The sequence below is a fragment of the Bradyrhizobium sp. NP1 genome (assembly GCF_030378205.1).
Taxonomy (GTDB): Bacteria; Pseudomonadota; Alphaproteobacteria; order Rhizobiales; family Xanthobacteraceae; genus Bradyrhizobium.
Window position 1 is genome coordinate 5,180,328 of record NZ_CP127385.1, and the last position, 14,914, is coordinate 5,195,241.

Genomic DNA, 14,914 nt, shown 5'->3' on the forward strand with positions numbered 1-14,914 from the left:
CCGCCTGCGGGGGAGAGGTTAGAAAAAGTCACTTCTTCTCCACGAGCTCCTTCGCCCGCTCGCCGAACATGTTGCGCCGTTCTTCCTCGGTGAACGGCTCCTTGACGAACTTGCCGATCGCGAGCCCCGCCTGCACCTGCGGCCGGGCGCGCACCGCGGCGTACCACCGCTTGACGTTGGGGTAGTCATCGAGCGTAAAGCCCTGCGCCTTGTGGGTCATGGTCCAGGGGAAACAGGCGATGTCGGCGATCGAATAGTCGGAGCCTGCGACGTAAGCGCCGGTCTTGCCGAGCTGGCGGTCGAGCACGCTATAGAGCCGCGCCGCTTCGCTGCGGTAGCGCTCGATCGCGTAAGGAATCTGCTCCGGCGCATAGAGCGCGAAATGGCCGTGCTGGCCGAGCATTGGCCCCAGGCCCCCCATCTGCCACATCACCCATTGGATGGCTTTCGAGCGGCCGCGCAGATCGGAAGCCAGGAAGCGACCGGTCTTTTCGGCGAGGTAGATCAGGATCGCCCCGGTCTCGAACACCGAAAACGGCGCGCCGCCATCCGACGGCGCGTGATCGACGATCGCAGGGATCCGGTTATTGGGGCTCACCGCCAGGAATTCGGGACGAAATTGCTCGCCGGCGCGGATATTGACGGGAATGACCTGATAGGGAATCCCGAGTTCCTCGAGCATGATCGAGATTTTCCAGCCGTTCGGCGTCGGCGCATAATGGAGGTCGATCATCATTTTTTCCTGCCAAAGGCCGCCCCGTGGCGGAATAGCGAGGGGCGACTTTTGTTGTTCTGTACGCTGACCATAAGACATGGCAGACAAGCGCTCAACGAGAACATCCCGGGAGGCCCGCATGCTGTTTCCGACCACGATCGCAGGCTCGCTGCCGAAGCCCGAATGGCTGGCCGAGCCGAACATGCTGTGGGCGCCCTGGAAGTCAAAGGGAGAGGAGCTCGCCCGCGCCAAGCGCGACGCCACGCTGCTGGCGCTGAAAACGCAGGAGGATGCCGGCATCGACATCGTGACGGAGGGCGAGCAGGCGCGCCAGCATTTCGTCCACGGCTTTCTCGAGAAGATCGACGGCATCGACTTCGCCCACAAGGTCGAGATGGGCATCCGGAAAGACCGCTACAAGGCGATGGTGCCGCAGGTGGTGGCGCCGCTCGCGCTCAAGGGCCGCGTCCATGCCGACGAGGCGCGCGCGGCGCGAGCCCACACCGCGCGCAGGCTGAAGTTCACCCTGCCCGGCCCGATGACCATCGTCGACACCATCGCGGATCGTTACTACGGCGACCGCATCAAGATGGCGTTCGCCTTCGCCGAGCTGCTGAACCAGGAGGCCAAGGCGCTCGAGGCCGACGGCGTCGACCTGATCCAGTTCGACGAACCCGCCTTCAACGTCTACATGGCCGAGGTCCGCGACTGGGGCGTCGCGGCGCTGGAGCGTGCCGCGCAAGGCCTCACCTGCGCCACGGCCGTGCATATCTGCTACGGCTACGGCATCAAGGCCAACACCGACTGGAAAGAGACGCTCGGCTCGGAATGGCGGCAATATGAAGAGACCTTCCCCGTCATCGACAGGAGCGCGATTGGGCAGGTTGCGATCGAGTGCCGCAATTCCAAGGTGCCGCTGGAATTGCTCGGGCTGCTGCCGGGCAAGGTCGTGCAGGCCGGCGTGATCGACGTCGCGAGCGACGTCGTCGAGACGCCCGAGGATGTGGCCGCGACCATCGAGGCGGTGCTAAAGTTCGTACCGAAGGAAAACGTCATCGCGACCACCAATTGCGGCATGGCGCCGATGCGGCGCGAGATCGCGGATGCCAAGCTGATGGCGCTCGGCGCGGGTGCAAAACTGGCGCGGCAGCGGTTCGGCTGATCTGTAGCGCCGCGACAATCTAGATCGTCGCACTCGGATGCAGCACGACCTCGTAGCCCGCAGCGATGGCGCGCAGGGTCGAGGGCGGCGTCAGCAGCAGGGCGTTATCGCCCACGGCTCGCGGATCGCCATAGCCCGCCGGCGACCAGCGCAGCGCCCGGCCCTTGCGCACGAGAAAACTGTCATCGCCCTGCCGCACCATGGCGCCGTCGGGCAGCGCGGCGATCGCGACCGGCAAGGGATGCAGCCGCTTCTTGCCGCCCTCGAGCCGCTCGCGATGCAGCACCGCGTCGATCTCGGGCGCAAGCATGGGGCCGGACCGGTTGCCCTTTTCCCAGGCCGCGCGAAAACGGTTGGCGTCGTCGCGCCGGCAGTAGAAGCAGGGCCGATGCCCGGCCGACAGCGCCGTCGCCTCGTCGAGAAAGAACAGCTCGGTCCAGCTTCGCCCGCCCATGACCTTGCGCCGTCGCCCGCGGAACTCGCAGACGCAAGTCAGCCAGGCCGGGCTCGACCAGCGCTTCCGCAGCAGCGTTTTGGTCGCGGGATCGTGGATGATGCCGCGGTTGCCGGTGAACAGGCCGCGATGCGCTGTCGCGATGATGTCGCCGGTTGGCGTGACGCGGTTTTGCAGGGGCATGGCTTTAGTTCTCCCTCTCCCCGCCTGCGGGGAGAGGGCCGGGGTGAGGGGCATTTCCAGCGCATTCGATGTTGCGGTTCGTCCCCCTCACCCGCATCGCTGACGCGATGCGACCTCTCCCCGCAAGCGGGGCGAGGTGAACGGAAGCCTCCCTCACGCCGCGCCGTCGCGGATCGGCGGCTGGAAGGTCAGCGCGGTATCCCACGGGAAGAATATCCAGGTGTCCTGCGACACTTCGGTGATGAAGGTGTCGACCAGCGGCCGGCCCTTCGGCTTGGCGTAGACGGTGGCGAAATGCGCATCCGGAATCATCTGCCGCACCAGCGCTGCGGTGCGGCCGGTATCGACGAGGTCGTCGACGATCAGCAGACCCTTGCCGGTGCCGCCGCCGAGTTTCGCCACGTCGGCGGCAATGCCTTTCAGCACCTTCAGATCGCCCTGCTTGGTGTGGTCGTAGCTTGCGATGCAGACGGTATCGATGACGCGCACGCCAAGCTCGCGCGCGACGATTGCCGCCGGCACGAGGCCGCCGCGGGTGATCGCGATCACCGCGTGGAACGGCCCGACCTCGTTGAGCCGCCAGGTCAGCGCGCGGCAGTCGCGATGGAACTGGTCCCACGAGACCGGAAAAGCCTTTCCGGCCCGCTCCGCCGCACTCAATTCAGGCATCACGTCCGCCATGTCGTCTCACCTTCTCGCTAGCGGGCGACGTTCAGCCCGGCCAGCATCTCCTTCACGGCGCCCATCGCCGCATTGAGCTTTTCCGGGTCGCGCGAACGCACCACGAGATTGGTGTTCGGCTTCTTGTCCTCGTCGAGGAAGGGATAGCTGCCGATGATGGTGTCGGGATGAGCTTTGGCGATCTCGCGCAAGGGGCCGCCGATGTCGCCTTCCCGGCAATTGGCGCGCACCGATTCCGACAGCATCTTGACGCCTGATTTCAGCTTCGGCGCCACGATGTCCATCATCGCCTGCATGATCGAGGGTACGCCGGCCATCACGATGACATTGCCGAGCTTGAAGCCGGGCGCCAGGATCGTCGCGCTCTGGATCAGCTCCGCGCCATCGGGAATGCGCGCCATGCGCAGCCGCGCCTCGTTGAGCTCGCCCGGATTCTGGAAGCGCTCCTTGAAGCGGGCGACCACTTCGGGATGATGGTCGATGCCGACGCCGAACGCTTTCGCCACGCTGTCGGCGGTGATGTCGTCGTGCGTCGGCCCGATGCCGCCGGTGGTGAACACATAGGTGTAGCGATGCCGCAACGCATCAAGGGCGGCGACGATGTCGGCCTCCTCGTCGGCGACCACGCGGACCTCTTTCAGGTCGATCCCGAGATTGGTCAAGTATTCTGCGATAAAGCCGATGTTCTTGTCCTTGGTCCGGCCGGACAGGATCTCGTCGCCGATCACCAGAAGTCCCGCCGTGACGATCTCGCTCATGACCTGTCCTTTTCTCACCCCGTTTCGCCCGCGGACAATGCGCAAGCAAAAGCTTGATGTCACGGGGATTTTGCTACCGAAATAAGCAGGCTCACGCCATTTTTTGAGGCAGCGCCGGCGCCCGGCCGCGCGAAATGCCGCGGAGCCCTGCATATCGCGCTGGCCCACCCCTTGCTACCACCCCTTCAAGTCATGCACTCTTAAGGTCGCATCCAAATTGGGGCTCCATGGCAGCTGCCTTCGATGAAATGAACGGCCCGGGCGGCGACACCCGTCCGGCCTATCGCGAACTCTCCCGCTGGCTCAAGGAGACGCCGCCGGACGCGCTGGAATATCGTCGCCAGGAAGCCGAGCTCCTGTTCCGCCGAATCGGCATCACCTTCGCGGTCTATGGCGATGCCGAGGCCCAGGAGCGGCTGATTCCGTTCGACGTGATTCCCCGCATCATGTCTTCAAGGGAATGGACCATCCTCGAGAAGGGCCTCAAGCAGCGGGTGCGCGCGCTCAACATGTTCCTGCGTGACATCTATCACGGCCGCGAGATCCTGCGCGCCAACATCGTGCCCGAGGACCTGATCTTCCAGAACCCGGTGTTCCGCCCCGAGATGAACGGGCAGCACGTGCCGCACGACGTCTATGTCCACATCGCCGGCATCGACATCGTCCGCGTCAACGCAGAGGAATTCATCGTGCTGGAGGACAATGCGCGCACGCCCTCCGGCGTCTCCTACATGCTGGAAAACCGCGAGATCATGATGCGGCTGTTTCCGGACCTGTTCGCGCGCCATCGTATCGCGCCGGTCGAGCGCTATCCGGACGAGTTGCTCTCCGCGCTGCGCTCGGTCGCGCCCTCAAGCGCCTCCGCCGAGCCGACCATCGCCCTGATGACGCCGGGCATCTACAATTCCGCCTATTACGAGCACTCCTTCCTCGCCGACAAGCTCGGCATCGAGCTGGTCGAGGGGCGCGACCTCATCGTCAAGAACGACGAGGTGTTCATGCGCACCACCGAAGGATTGAAGCGCGTCGACGTGATCTACCGCCGGGTCGACGACGATTTCCTCGATCCCCTCACCTTCCGCCCGGATTCGGCGCTCGGCGTGCCCGGCCTGATGTCGGCCTACGCGGCCGGCAACATCACGCTGGCGAACGCGGTGGGCACCGGGATCGCCGACGACAAGGCGATCTATTCCTACATGCCCGAGATCGTGCGCTTCTACCTGAGCGAGGAGCCGATCCTGAAGAACGTACAGACCTGGCGCTGCCGGGAGCCTGCCGACCTCGCCTATGTGCTCGACAACATCGCCGACCTCGTGGTGAAAGAGGTGCACGGCTCCGGCGGCTACGGCATGCTGATCGGGCCGGCCTCGACGAAAGCGACCATCGAGGCGTTCCGCGACAAGCTCAAGCGCGAGCCGGAGGGGTTCATCGCCCAGCCGACGCTGGCGCTCTCGACCTGCCCGACCTGCACCGAGAGTGGGCTTGCGCCGCGCCATGTCGACCTGCGGCCATTCGTGCTGACCGGGCGCAACCGCACCACCATCGTGCCGGGTGGGCTCACCCGCGTCGCGCTGAAGGAAGGCTCGCTGGTGGTGAATTCGAGCCAGGGCGGCGGCACCAAGGATACATGGATATTGGATGAGTGAGATGGATTTCGGACGCACACCGCCGCTGCGCCCCCTCCCCCTGAAAGGGGGAGGGTTGGGGTGGGGGTCTATTGCAAAGGCCGAAAGTGACCCCCTCCCGGCGCACCGCGCCGACCTTCCCCTTTCCGGGGGAGGTTTGCACCGTCAACGGGGATAAAGATCGCCGCATGCTGTCGCGCACCGCCGAAAACCTGTTCTGGCTCGCCCGCTATGTCGAGCGCGCCGAATATATCGCGCGCACCATCGACGCGACCTTGCGCGTCACCGCACTGCCCGCCGCCTACGTCGGCAAAACCAATGAATGGGAATCGGCGCTGTTCACCGCGGGGGTCAGCGAGAGCTTTTACGACAGCTACGACGAAGCCGACGAACGCAACGTCATCGACTACCTGTCGTTCTCGGCCGAAAACCCATCCTCGATCAGGAACTGCATCGAGGCGGCGCGGCTGAACTCGCGCTCGGTGCGCACAGCCCTGACCAGCGAGATGTGGGACACCATCAACGGCGCCTGGATCGAGCTGCAGGAAGTCTGGAGCAAGGGCACCTCGAGCCGCGAGGATCTCGCGAAATTCCTGCGCTTCGTGCAGGAAACCTCGCTGCGCTTCGACGGCTCGGCCTACCGGACCATGCTGCGCAACGACGCCTACTGGTTCTCCAGGCTCGGCTTGCATCTGGAACGCGCCGACAACACCGCGCGCATCCTCGACGTCAAGTACCACGTGCTGCTGCCCGAGGAGGAGCATGTCGGCGGTCCGCTCGATTTCTACCAGTGGAGCTCGATCCTGCGCTCGGTCTCGGCGTTGACGGCCTATCACTGGGTCTACCGCGAGACGCTGAAACCCTGGCTGATCGCCGACCTCCTGATCCTCAACGACACTCTGCCGCGGTCGCTCGCGAGCTGTTACGGCAATCTGGTCCGCAACCTCGACCAGATTGGCGTCGCCTACGGCCGGCAGGGTCCGGCGCAGCGCCATGCCCGCGGCATCCGCAACCGCCTCGAACACAGCCACATGGACGACATCTTCCAGCATGGCGTGCACGAATTCATCCAGGAATTCATCGCCGACAATGCCCGGCTCGGCGAAATCATCAGCAAGCAGTACCTGATGTAACAAGAGTTCCGCCTCCCCCTGCAAGGGGGAGCGTTGGGGGTCAATCACGATGTCGCAAGATGGACCCTCTGCCGACACTTCGTGTCGACCTCCCCCTTTCAGGGAGGGGTGAAAAGAGGCTACGCATCGACCAACACACCGACCATCGAATACCGCCATGCGCCTGCAAATTTCACACAGCACCACCTACCGCTACGAGCCGGCCGCGACCGGCGTGATCCAGATCCTGCGCATGACGCCGGGCAGCCATGACGGCCAGTATGTCGCGGAATGGCAGATCGACGTCTCCGCCGACACGCGGCTCGATCCCCACGAGGACGCGTTCGGCAACCTCACCCATGTCCTGACCCATGGCCCGATCGGGGAGCTGACCATCAATGTCAGCGGCCTGATCGAGACCCACGACACCTCTGGCGTGCTGCGCGGCACCGATGAACGGTTTCCACCGACTCTGTTCCTGCGCTCGACGCCGCTCACATCAGTCAATCCGGCGATGGCGAGTTTCGCGCAGGAGCTGCGCGCGGAAGCTGAGAGCGACGCGATCGGCTTCCTGCACACGCTGATGACGCAGATCAACGAGCACATGACCTTCGACGCCGACCCGACCAACAGCGGCACCTCGGCGGCCGAGGCCTTCGCGCTGAAGCGCGGGGTGTGCCAGGACTATGCGCACATCTTCATTGCCTGCGCGCGCACCGCCGGAGTGCCGGCGCGCTTCATCTCCGGCCATTTCCTGCGCGGCGACGGCGTCGTCGGCCAACAGGCCGGCCACGCCTGGGCGGAGGCGTTCGTGCCTAATCTGGGCTGGGTCGGCTTCGACCCCGCCAACAGCATCTCCACGACGGATGCGCATGCCCGCGTCGCGATCGGCCTCGACTATCTTGGCGCTGCTCCCGTGCGCGGCACCCGGTATGGCGGCGGCACCGAGACGCTCACCGTCGCCGTGCGGGTGGAGCAGGCCGGCCGCCCCGGTCAGTGGCAGTCGCAGTCCTAGAACTTGACAAACGGCGCAGGCCGAAGGCCTGCGACCGGGCCCAACTCGACATTCGCAAGTCCTGCCGGCATGGCGGCCAAGCTTAGCGTTGGACCGTTTGCCGGAAATTGGCTAGAAATTCGGCGCGGCCAGAACCGGGACAACTGGCGCATTCTGAGGGCCGGAATGACCTATTGCTGCGGAATATTGGTGCGAGACGGGCTGGTGATGATCGCGGACACGCGCACCAATGCCGGTCTCGACAATGTCTCGACCTTTCGCAAGCTGCACATCTTTGCAAAGCCCGGCGAGCGGATCATGGCGATCGCGAGCGCCGGCAACCTGGCGATCAGCCAGTCGGTGCTTTCGACCCTGACCGAGGGAATCGAGGACCCCGAGACCGGCGAGGTCGAGACGCTGATGAACGCACCGACCATGTTCCAGGCGGCGCAGCGCATCGGCCGGGCGATCCGGCTGATCCATACGACGGAGGGCCCGGCGCTGAAATCGGAGGACGTCAGTTTCGACGTCTCGTTCCTGTTCGGCGGCCAGATCAAGGGCTCGCGGATGCGGCTCTTCATGGTCTACACCGCCGGCAACTTCATCGAATGCACCACCGACACTCCCTATTTGCAGATCGGCGAGCACAAATACGGCAAGCCGGTGCTCGACCGCGCCATGCATTTCGACGTGGAACTGTATGACGCCTTGAAGACCGGGCTGATCTCGATGGATTCCACGATGCGGTCCAACCTCGGCGTGGGTCTGCCGATCGACGTGCTGGTCGTGCGCACCGACGCCTGCGAGGCCGACCTGAACCACCGGATCGAGGCCGGCGAGCCCTATTTCCACGATTTGCGCTCGCGCTGGTCGGCAGCGCTGCGCGCGGCGCATCAGAACATCCCGCGCCCACCCTACAAGACCGAAGCCGAAGCAAAGAAGCAACAAGAGCGAGGAAACAATGGCTGAAACCAAGAAGATTGCGCTGGTGACCGGCGCCGGCACGGGCGTCGGACGCGCGGCGTCGCTGGCGCTGATGAAGGCCGGGTTCACCGTGGTGCTCGCCGGGCGCCGCCTCGACAAGCTGGAGGAGACCGCGGGTCTCGGCGAGAAGGGCAAGAGCCTGCCCGTCACCGCCGACATGACCGATCCCGCCTCGATCGCCGCGCTGTTCGCCAAGGTGATGCAGGCTTACGGCCGGCTCGACGTGCTGTTCAACAATGCCGGCATGGGCGCGCCCGCGATTCCCTTCGAGGATCTGAGCCTCGCGCAATGGCAGTCGGTGGTCGCCACCAATCTGACCGCTCCGTTCCTCTGCACGCAGCACGCCTTCCGCATCATGAAGGACCAGACCCCGCGCGGAGGCCGCATCATCAATAACGGATCGATCTCGGCGCACGCGCCGCGCCCGTTCTCGTCGCCCTATACCTCGACCAAGCACGGCATCACGGGTCTCACCCGGGCCAGCAACCTCGACGGCCGCGCCTATGACATCGCGGTCGGCCAGATCGACATCGGCAACGCCGCAACCCCGATGACCGATCGCATGGTCGATGGCGTGCTGCAGCCCGACGGCCGCAAGATGCCGGAACCGCGCATGGATTCGAAGGCGGTCGGCGATGCGGTCGCCTACATGGCGACGCTGCCGCTCGACGCCAACGTGCTGTTCATGACGGTCATGGCCTCGAAGATGCCGTTCGTCGGAAGGGGCTAAGATCTCTCCTCTCCCTCTCCCCGCTTGCGGGGAGAGGTGAACAGAAACCGGCGCCGCCCCCTACTCCAGCTTCTCGACCGCGCGCAGCGTCGGGAACAGCTTCATCCACAATAGCGCGATCAGGACCGTGCCGACGCCGCCGAGGATCGCGGCCGGCACGGTGCCGAACAGCGCCGCCGTGATGCCGCTTTCGAACTGGCCGAGCTGGTTGGACGCGTTGATGAAGAGAAAATTGACCGCGCCGACGCGGCCGCGCATCGCGTCGGGGGTGGCCAGCTGCACCAGCGAAAACCGGATCACCACGCTGATGGTATCGGCGGCGCCGAGCACGGCCAATGAGGCGACCGACAGCCACATCCAGGGCGAGACCGCGAACGCCACGGTCGCCAGGCCGAACACGATCACCGACTGGAACATGCGTAGTCCCACGCGGCGGCTGATCGGATGGCGCGCGAGGAAAATGGTCATGAGAAGCGCGCCCACGGCGGGCGCGGCGCGCAGGATGCCCAGACCCAGGGGCCCGGTCCGCAGGATGTCGCGCGCATAGATCGGCAACAGCGCGGTGACGCCGCCGAGCAACACCGCGAACAGGTCGAGCGAGATGGTGCCGAGGATTGCCGGATTGCTGCGGATGAAGGCGATGCCGGCAAACAGTCCATCCGGCGTCGGCGCCTGCTTTGCCGATGGCGCGGGCTCGGTCGGCTGGATGCCGCCGGTGAACAACGTACCGGCGAGCCAGAACACGACGATGATGCCGTAGGCGAGGCTCGGCGCGACCGCATAGGCGAGCCCGCCGAGCGCAGGCCCGGTGATGGTCGCCACCTGCGTGGCGCCGCTCGACAGCGCGGTCGCCCGCTGCAGCGATCCGGTCGGCGTGATCAGCGGCAGCAGCGCCGAGGTCGCCGGGCTTTCGAACGCGCCCGCCGTACCGAACACGGCCGTCACCAGGAACAGGTGCGTCTGGTTGAGCCAGCCACCCCACGAGCCCCAGACCAGCAGCAACGCCGCCAGCGCCTGGGCAAGCTGGCAGAGCTGCATCACGCGCTTGCGCTCGTAGCGGTCGGCGACGCTGCCGGCGACGAAGACAAGCAGCGCGGTGGGGAGAAACTGCACCAGTCCGACCAGGCCGAGATCGAGCGCGCTTCCGGTGAGATCGTAGATCTGCCAGCCAATCGCGACCGCCGCGATCTGGCTGGAAAACCGCGAGAGGCTGCGCGACAGCAGGAAGTAGATGAGCGAGGGGTGCCTGAGCAGCGCACCGGCGCCTTCGGACATCGCGGTCATGGTCCGATCGGTGGCGGACATCGCCTGCGATGTCAACGGTGGCTAGGACGCCTACCCACAAACCTGGTTCTGTAATTTCGCCGCGCTGAAGGTCCGCTTTGATCTGAAAGCAACCGAATTGCTGCGTCGCCGCGGAATGACGCGATGGGCCAGAAGCGGACTCGCTCAATTCCTCGACGAGCAAAGGGCATCGGCCGGCACGGCGGCGAGCCCCGGGATCCATCGCTGCTGCGCTCCAACTGGGATTCGCCGTGAGCAAATCACCTACTGCTGAGCCGCCCGCGCAGCTTAGCTACGTCCTCAGGCTGAACTGCGGACGCAGCATTTCCCCACGTATTGCGGACGTATGTCAGGACGTCCGCGATCTCGGTATCATCGAGATTCCAACCGAAGGCGGGCATGGCGGGCGCGGTCGGCGCAGCTGAAGTGGCAACGGCGCGATTTCCGATCAGAACGACTCGGATCAGGGATGTGGGATCAGCGGACTGGACCAAGGGTGCGCTCGCCAGCCGCGGGAAGAGGTTCGGAACGCCCGCACCACTGTGACTGTGGCATGCCGCGCAACGGTCTTCGTATATTGCTTGGCCTGCAACCATGCGTGGATTGGCGGCGGCCAGCGCGGTGACTGCCCTTCCGCTCCGAGGCGCGCGGTCTTTCAGATAGGTCGCGATCGCCAGAAGATCGGCATCCGTCATTTTAGACGTCGAGTTCGAGACGGCTTCGGCCATCGGCCCCGATGCAATATCGTAAGAGTTGGCACCAGTCTTGAGATAGCGGACGATGTCTTCGATGGACCAACTGCCGATCCCGGTACGGGGATCTTCGGTCAGGTCGGGCGCGTACCAGTCCTGTAACAGCGCCCCTTGCAGGGCCTCGCTGCCCCGGTCGCCACCGGTGATGTTCTTCGGCGTATGACAGGTTCCGCAATGACCGAGACCTTCGACCAGATAGGCACCGCGGTTCCACACATCCGACTTTGCTGGATTGGGTTGAAACACACCGGGCTGGAAATTGATCAAATCCCAGGTGGACGTAGCCGGCCGGCGAACGTTGAACGGAAACCTCAACTGGTTTGGCTGAACCTCGTTGCGCACCGGATCCAGGGAGCGCAGATAGGCCCAGATCGCCGATACATCGTCGCGAGTGACCTTGGTGTAGGCGGGATAGGGCATTGCCGGATAGAGGCGCGCGCCGTCCCTGCCGATACCCTCATGCATGGCCCGACGGAAATCCTCCTCCGACCAGGCACCGACACCGGTCGCAACATCCGGGGTGATGTTTGGACCGATCAACGCTCCGAATGGCGTCTCCAGCGCAGCGCCGCCGGCAAAGGGCTTGCCGCCTGGCGCAGTGTGGCAGCCGACGCAATCACCCAGCACGGCGAGGTAACGGCCGCGCTCGATCTTCTCGAACGCTTGGCTGTCTTCCGCAGCCCACGCAGCGATTGCGCCGGTCGTGCAGGCCACAAGCGCCAGAGCCATCAGATTCCGCATTTTCATGCCGATACCTCGCCGGCATTGGCTGTCAGATATGTACGAGTGGGCCGGGATTCTTAAGGTACTGGCTTGTGATCGCGTCCGCCGTCCAATAAGCGAGTGCGCCGACAGTGTCAGTGGGGTTATATCCGGCGTTTTGCGGGAAGGCGGTGGCCCCCAACACAAAAAGGTTGGATACATCCCAGCTCTGCAGATAGCGATTCAACGCGCTGCTCTTGGGATCAGTGCCCATGATTGCACCGCCGCATGTATGCGTCGTCTGGTACACCGTACTGTCATAGGGGCCGCTGCGGGGCCTCTTCTCGAACTGCCGCGGCCCCATCTTTTGGACGACCTCTGCCAGGCGGTCCGTCAGATATTGCGACATCTTGAGTTCGTTCTCGTGGAAATCGAACGTGATCCGCATGAGCTTGCGGCCAAACCGGTCGGTGTAAGTCGGATCGAGGTCACAGTAGGCGTCACGATAACTGCAGCAGCCGCCATGGGTGACCGCCTCGTAGCTGGTCAAATAGTTCTTCGCCACCGCTTCCTTCCACTCAAGACCCCATTGCGGAGTTCCCTTCGGAGTCCTTGTGGTCTGGAGCGGTCGACCGTTGGTCTGCACCGCGCCCATGTAGCCGCCACCAACGAAGCCATGCGGCCCGTGATCGAAATTGTCGCCGTTGAACTCATCGATGCACATCCCGATAGCGCCCGAGGCGATAAACGGGTTGAAGATCTTGTTGTCGAAAAAGGCATCTACGCTGGATGTGACCTGATAGGAATAATTGCGCCCGATCATGCCCTCGTTGGCGCGCGGATCGTATGGCTTGCCGATTCCGGAAATCAGAAGCAGGTGCACGTTGAAGAGCTGGAAGGCGCAGAGGAGCACGAGGTCGGCCGGCTGCTCCCATTCGTTGCCGCTGGTATCGACATAGGTGACGCCGGTGGCGCGTTTTCCTGAGTTGTCGAGGTTGATCTTCAACACCTCGCACTGAGTGCGCGCCTCGAAGTTCGGTTGGCGGACGAGTGCTGGCAGGATCGTGGTCTGCGGGCTGGCCTTCGAGTAGTTGCCACAACCGAACCATTCGCAAAACCCGCAATACGTACAAGGCCCGAGAGTGACCCCGAGCGGGTTGGTGTAAGCCTGTGACAGATTTCCGGATGGCTGCGGGAATGGCTTATAGCCCATCTCTTTGGCTGCTTGCGCGAACAGCGTAGGTCCGTAGGGTTGCTTCTGCGGCGGTGTCGGATACTCCCGTGCGCGGGCCCCCTCGAAAGGATTGCCGCCCGCCTGTATCTGGCCCTTGATGTTGCCAGCCTTGCCCGATGTGCCGCAGAGATATTCGAACCTGTCGTAGCAGGGCTCGAGTTCGTCATAGGTGACGCCCCAATCCTGGATCGTCATGTCCGCGGGCAGAAATTTTTCGCCGTAGCGCTCGGTGAGGTGCGTTTTCATCTGGAAATCGCTTGGCAGAAAGCGCCAGGTCTCCGCGTTCCAGTGTACGCCCCCGCCCCCGACGCCGTTCGGCGGCATGAAGGATCCCCAGCTGCGCATCGGCAGGGCCGTCTCGTTGACGCCATTGCGGACAGTCATGGTGAGCTGCGCTGGTCGAAGGAACAGGTCGTGGCGGATGTGGTAGCGCAACTCGTCTTGGGCATACGCGGGCGGGAAATCGGTGGCCGTGTCGCGCCAGGGACCGCGCTCAATCGCCACTATATTCAGCCCGCTTCCAGCCAGTTCATGGGCCAGGATCGAACCGGTCCATCCCAGACCCACAATCACGACGTCGGTTGCTGGCAGCTTGCGTGCCATTGTCGGGCCCTTGTCGCGAAGTTCAATCTGCCTTCCGAACCCATTCCGGCCGGCCACTGATGCCAACCGGAGGCAGGGGATAGCGTTCGTTGTGCCGCTCAACCCAATCCCGGTAGTCGTAGCGCGCGCCGGGATATCCGATCATCTTCCAGCCGACCATGTTGCGGTTACCACCGTATACGGGGTCAGCGAAAAATCCTTCCCGCGTGTTCTGCAGCAGTAGCTCGAAGAATGCCCGGCCATTTGCGCCTTCCAGATGCACCTGGCCCTTCTCGAGTCCTGAGAGCAACTTGTCCTTCTCATTGTCGGGAATCTGCGTGAAGGACTTTCCCGCGTACGTTGCGCGGCAATACTTGTCGAGCGCAGCCAGCGCCTGCCGATACCGTGCCGCCGGACTCAATGGAGACTGATCGCCCTGTTGCGGCGTTCCTTCAGCGAAGGGGCCGCGCATGTACAGTCCTTCGGCGGTGCCGTACGATCCCGCAAGTTGTCGGTCTATGAAGACCGCGCAGCCCGCATCCTTGCCTCCCGGCGTCTGCGGGTCCGCTGGGATCAATCGGTCAACGAGCGCCTCGACAGCAGCGCCCTCTTCCGCAGTGAAGTACGTCCAGGGCCCGGGTCTCACTTCGGTAGGCGGAGCGCCCGCATTCTGCTCCCAGGGCAAGCTGCCTTGGACAATGCCTGCCAGGACGGAGTTCGTAGAGAACAACAATGTCGTAGCCGTGGTCAGCATCAGCTCACGGCGGCGAATGCCCGACTGGAATCGCGGCGGATGGGGCATACCGCTCCCGACATCATCGGGTGAACTGAGCGGTGGCTTATTGATAATCATTGGGCTCCTCGATTTCAAAGGAACACCTATGAAGTGTTGTCACCTTAGCACGCTTCGGATTTTGAGGATAGAGCATCGTCTCCGGTCGACATCGGCTGCGTGCTGATGG

The 14,914-nt window shown here is 64.1% G+C and carries 14 protein-coding genes; 6 read left to right on the forward strand and 8 right to left on the reverse strand.

All coding sequences use genetic code 11. The features are described from left to right. Positions 1-28: 28 nt before the first annotated feature. Positions 29-733, reverse strand: a complete 705-nt coding sequence (locus QOU61_RS25135) for a glutathione binding-like protein (RefSeq protein WP_289653885.1) — start codon at positions 731-733, stop codon at positions 29-31. Positions 734-854: 121 nt separating this feature from the next. Here QOU61_RS25135 and QOU61_RS25140 point away from each other — a divergent pair, with 121 nt between their 5' ends. Next, a complete protein-coding gene (locus QOU61_RS25140) occupies positions 855-1,877 on the forward strand; it encodes a methionine synthase (protein ID WP_289653886.1) in 1,023 nt (340 codons plus the stop codon). A 19-nt stretch (positions 1,878-1,896) separates the two neighbouring features. Here QOU61_RS25140 and QOU61_RS25145 read toward each other — a convergent pair whose 3' ends face one another. From QOU61_RS25145 to QOU61_RS25155, 3 genes are all read right to left on the reverse strand, one after another. Then, positions 1,897-2,514: a hypothetical protein gene (locus QOU61_RS25145; protein ID WP_289653887.1), complete on the reverse strand. Its 618-nt coding sequence runs from the start codon at positions 2,512-2,514 to the stop codon at positions 1,897-1,899. A 153-nt stretch (positions 2,515-2,667) separates the two neighbouring features. After that, positions 2,668-3,195: a xanthine phosphoribosyltransferase gene (gpt, locus tag QOU61_RS25150; RefSeq protein ID WP_289653888.1), complete on the reverse strand. Its 528-nt coding sequence runs from the start codon at positions 3,193-3,195 to the stop codon at positions 2,668-2,670. A gap of 17 nt (positions 3,196-3,212) precedes the next feature. Then, the gene (locus QOU61_RS25155) at positions 3,213-3,953 is read right to left on the reverse strand and encodes a competence/damage-inducible protein A (protein WP_289653889.1); all 741 of its coding nucleotides are present in this window, start codon (positions 3,951-3,953) and stop codon (positions 3,213-3,215) included. Between the two features lie 227 nt (positions 3,954-4,180). Between QOU61_RS25155 and QOU61_RS25160 the strand changes: the two genes are divergently transcribed. The 5 genes from QOU61_RS25160 to QOU61_RS25180 all read left to right on the forward strand — a co-directional run bounded on the left by QOU61_RS25160 (position 4,181) and on the right by QOU61_RS25180 (position 9,398). Next, positions 4,181-5,599 carry a circularly permuted type 2 ATP-grasp protein gene (locus tag QOU61_RS25160; protein WP_289653890.1) on the forward strand — a complete coding sequence of 473 codons (1,419 nt, stop codon included), beginning with the start codon at positions 4,181-4,183 and terminating at the stop codon, positions 5,597-5,599. A gap of 167 nt (positions 5,600-5,766) precedes the next feature. Beyond that, positions 5,767-6,711, forward strand: a complete 945-nt coding sequence (locus QOU61_RS25165) for an alpha-E domain-containing protein (RefSeq protein ID WP_289653891.1) — start codon at positions 5,767-5,769, stop codon at positions 6,709-6,711. Positions 6,712-6,868: 157 nt separating this feature from the next. Next, positions 6,869-7,705, forward strand: a complete 837-nt coding sequence (locus QOU61_RS25170; protein WP_289653892.1) for a transglutaminase family protein — start codon at positions 6,869-6,871, stop codon at positions 7,703-7,705. A 165-nt stretch (positions 7,706-7,870) separates the two neighbouring features. Next, complete coding sequence (locus tag QOU61_RS25175) at positions 7,871-8,653, forward strand: proteasome-type protease (protein ID WP_289653893.1); 783 nt, start codon at positions 7,871-7,873, stop codon at positions 8,651-8,653. Then, the gene (locus QOU61_RS25180; protein ID WP_289653894.1) at positions 8,646-9,398 is read left to right on the forward strand and encodes an SDR family oxidoreductase; all 753 of its coding nucleotides are present in this window, start codon (positions 8,646-8,648) and stop codon (positions 9,396-9,398) included. Before QOU61_RS25175 ends, QOU61_RS25180 begins: the two co-directional genes overlap by 8 nt. 60 nt (positions 9,399-9,458) lie before the next feature. On the opposite strand, the gene QOU61_RS25185 is transcribed toward QOU61_RS25180, so the two are convergent. The 4 genes from QOU61_RS25185 to QOU61_RS25200 form a co-directional block, all read right to left on the reverse strand. Then, positions 9,459-10,682 carry an MFS transporter gene (locus tag QOU61_RS25185; RefSeq protein WP_289653896.1) on the reverse strand — a complete coding sequence of 408 codons (1,224 nt, stop codon included), beginning with the start codon at positions 10,680-10,682 and terminating at the stop codon, positions 9,459-9,461. Positions 10,683-10,942: 260 nt separating this feature from the next. Further along, on the reverse strand, positions 10,943-12,181 hold the full coding sequence (locus QOU61_RS25190; RefSeq protein WP_289653897.1) for a c-type cytochrome: 1,239 nt from the start codon (positions 12,179-12,181) through the stop codon (positions 10,943-10,945). A 25-nt stretch (positions 12,182-12,206) separates the two neighbouring features. Further along, entirely contained in the window at positions 12,207-13,973 is a 1,767-nt protein-coding gene (locus tag QOU61_RS25195; RefSeq protein ID WP_289653898.1) for a GMC family oxidoreductase, read from the reverse strand. Between the two features lie 22 nt (positions 13,974-13,995). After that, positions 13,996-14,805, reverse strand: coding sequence for a gluconate 2-dehydrogenase subunit 3 family protein (locus tag QOU61_RS25200; RefSeq protein ID WP_289653899.1), 810 nt, complete (start codon positions 14,803-14,805; stop codon positions 13,996-13,998). Positions 14,806-14,914 lie beyond the last annotated feature (109 nt).

Coding starts and splice junctions, on each gene's coding strand:
- QOU61_RS25175 (WP_289653893.1), top strand. CDS start 7,871: ATGACCTATTGCTGCGGAATATTGGTGCGAGACGGGCTGGTGATGATC.
- QOU61_RS25195 (WP_289653898.1), bottom strand. CDS start 13,973: ATGGCACGCAAGCTGCCAGCAACCGACGTCGTGATTGTGGGTCTGGGA.
- QOU61_RS25135 (WP_289653885.1), bottom strand. CDS start 733: ATGATCGACCTCCATTATGCGCCGACGCCGAACGGCTGGAAAATCTCG.
- QOU61_RS25170 (WP_289653892.1), top strand. CDS start 6,869: ATGCGCCTGCAAATTTCACACAGCACCACCTACCGCTACGAGCCGGCC.
- QOU61_RS25145 (WP_289653887.1), bottom strand. CDS start 2,514: ATGCCCCTGCAAAACCGCGTCACGCCAACCGGCGACATCATCGCGACA.
- gpt (WP_289653888.1), bottom strand. CDS start 3,195: ATGGCGGACGTGATGCCTGAATTGAGTGCGGCGGAGCGGGCCGGAAAG.
- QOU61_RS25180 (WP_289653894.1), top strand. CDS start 8,646: ATGGCTGAAACCAAGAAGATTGCGCTGGTGACCGGCGCCGGCACGGGC.
- QOU61_RS25200 (WP_289653899.1), bottom strand. CDS start 14,805: ATGATTATCAATAAGCCACCGCTCAGTTCACCCGATGATGTCGGGAGC.
- QOU61_RS25140 (WP_289653886.1), top strand. CDS start 855: ATGCTGTTTCCGACCACGATCGCAGGCTCGCTGCCGAAGCCCGAATGG.
- QOU61_RS25165 (WP_289653891.1), top strand. CDS start 5,767: ATGCTGTCGCGCACCGCCGAAAACCTGTTCTGGCTCGCCCGCTATGTC.
- QOU61_RS25185 (WP_289653896.1), bottom strand. CDS start 10,682: ATGACCGCGATGTCCGAAGGCGCCGGTGCGCTGCTCAGGCACCCCTCG.
- QOU61_RS25160 (WP_289653890.1), top strand. CDS start 4,181: ATGGCAGCTGCCTTCGATGAAATGAACGGCCCGGGCGGCGACACCCGT.
- QOU61_RS25155 (WP_289653889.1), bottom strand. CDS start 3,953: ATGAGCGAGATCGTCACGGCGGGACTTCTGGTGATCGGCGACGAGATC.
- QOU61_RS25190 (WP_289653897.1), bottom strand. CDS start 12,181: ATGAAAATGCGGAATCTGATGGCTCTGGCGCTTGTGGCCTGCACGACC.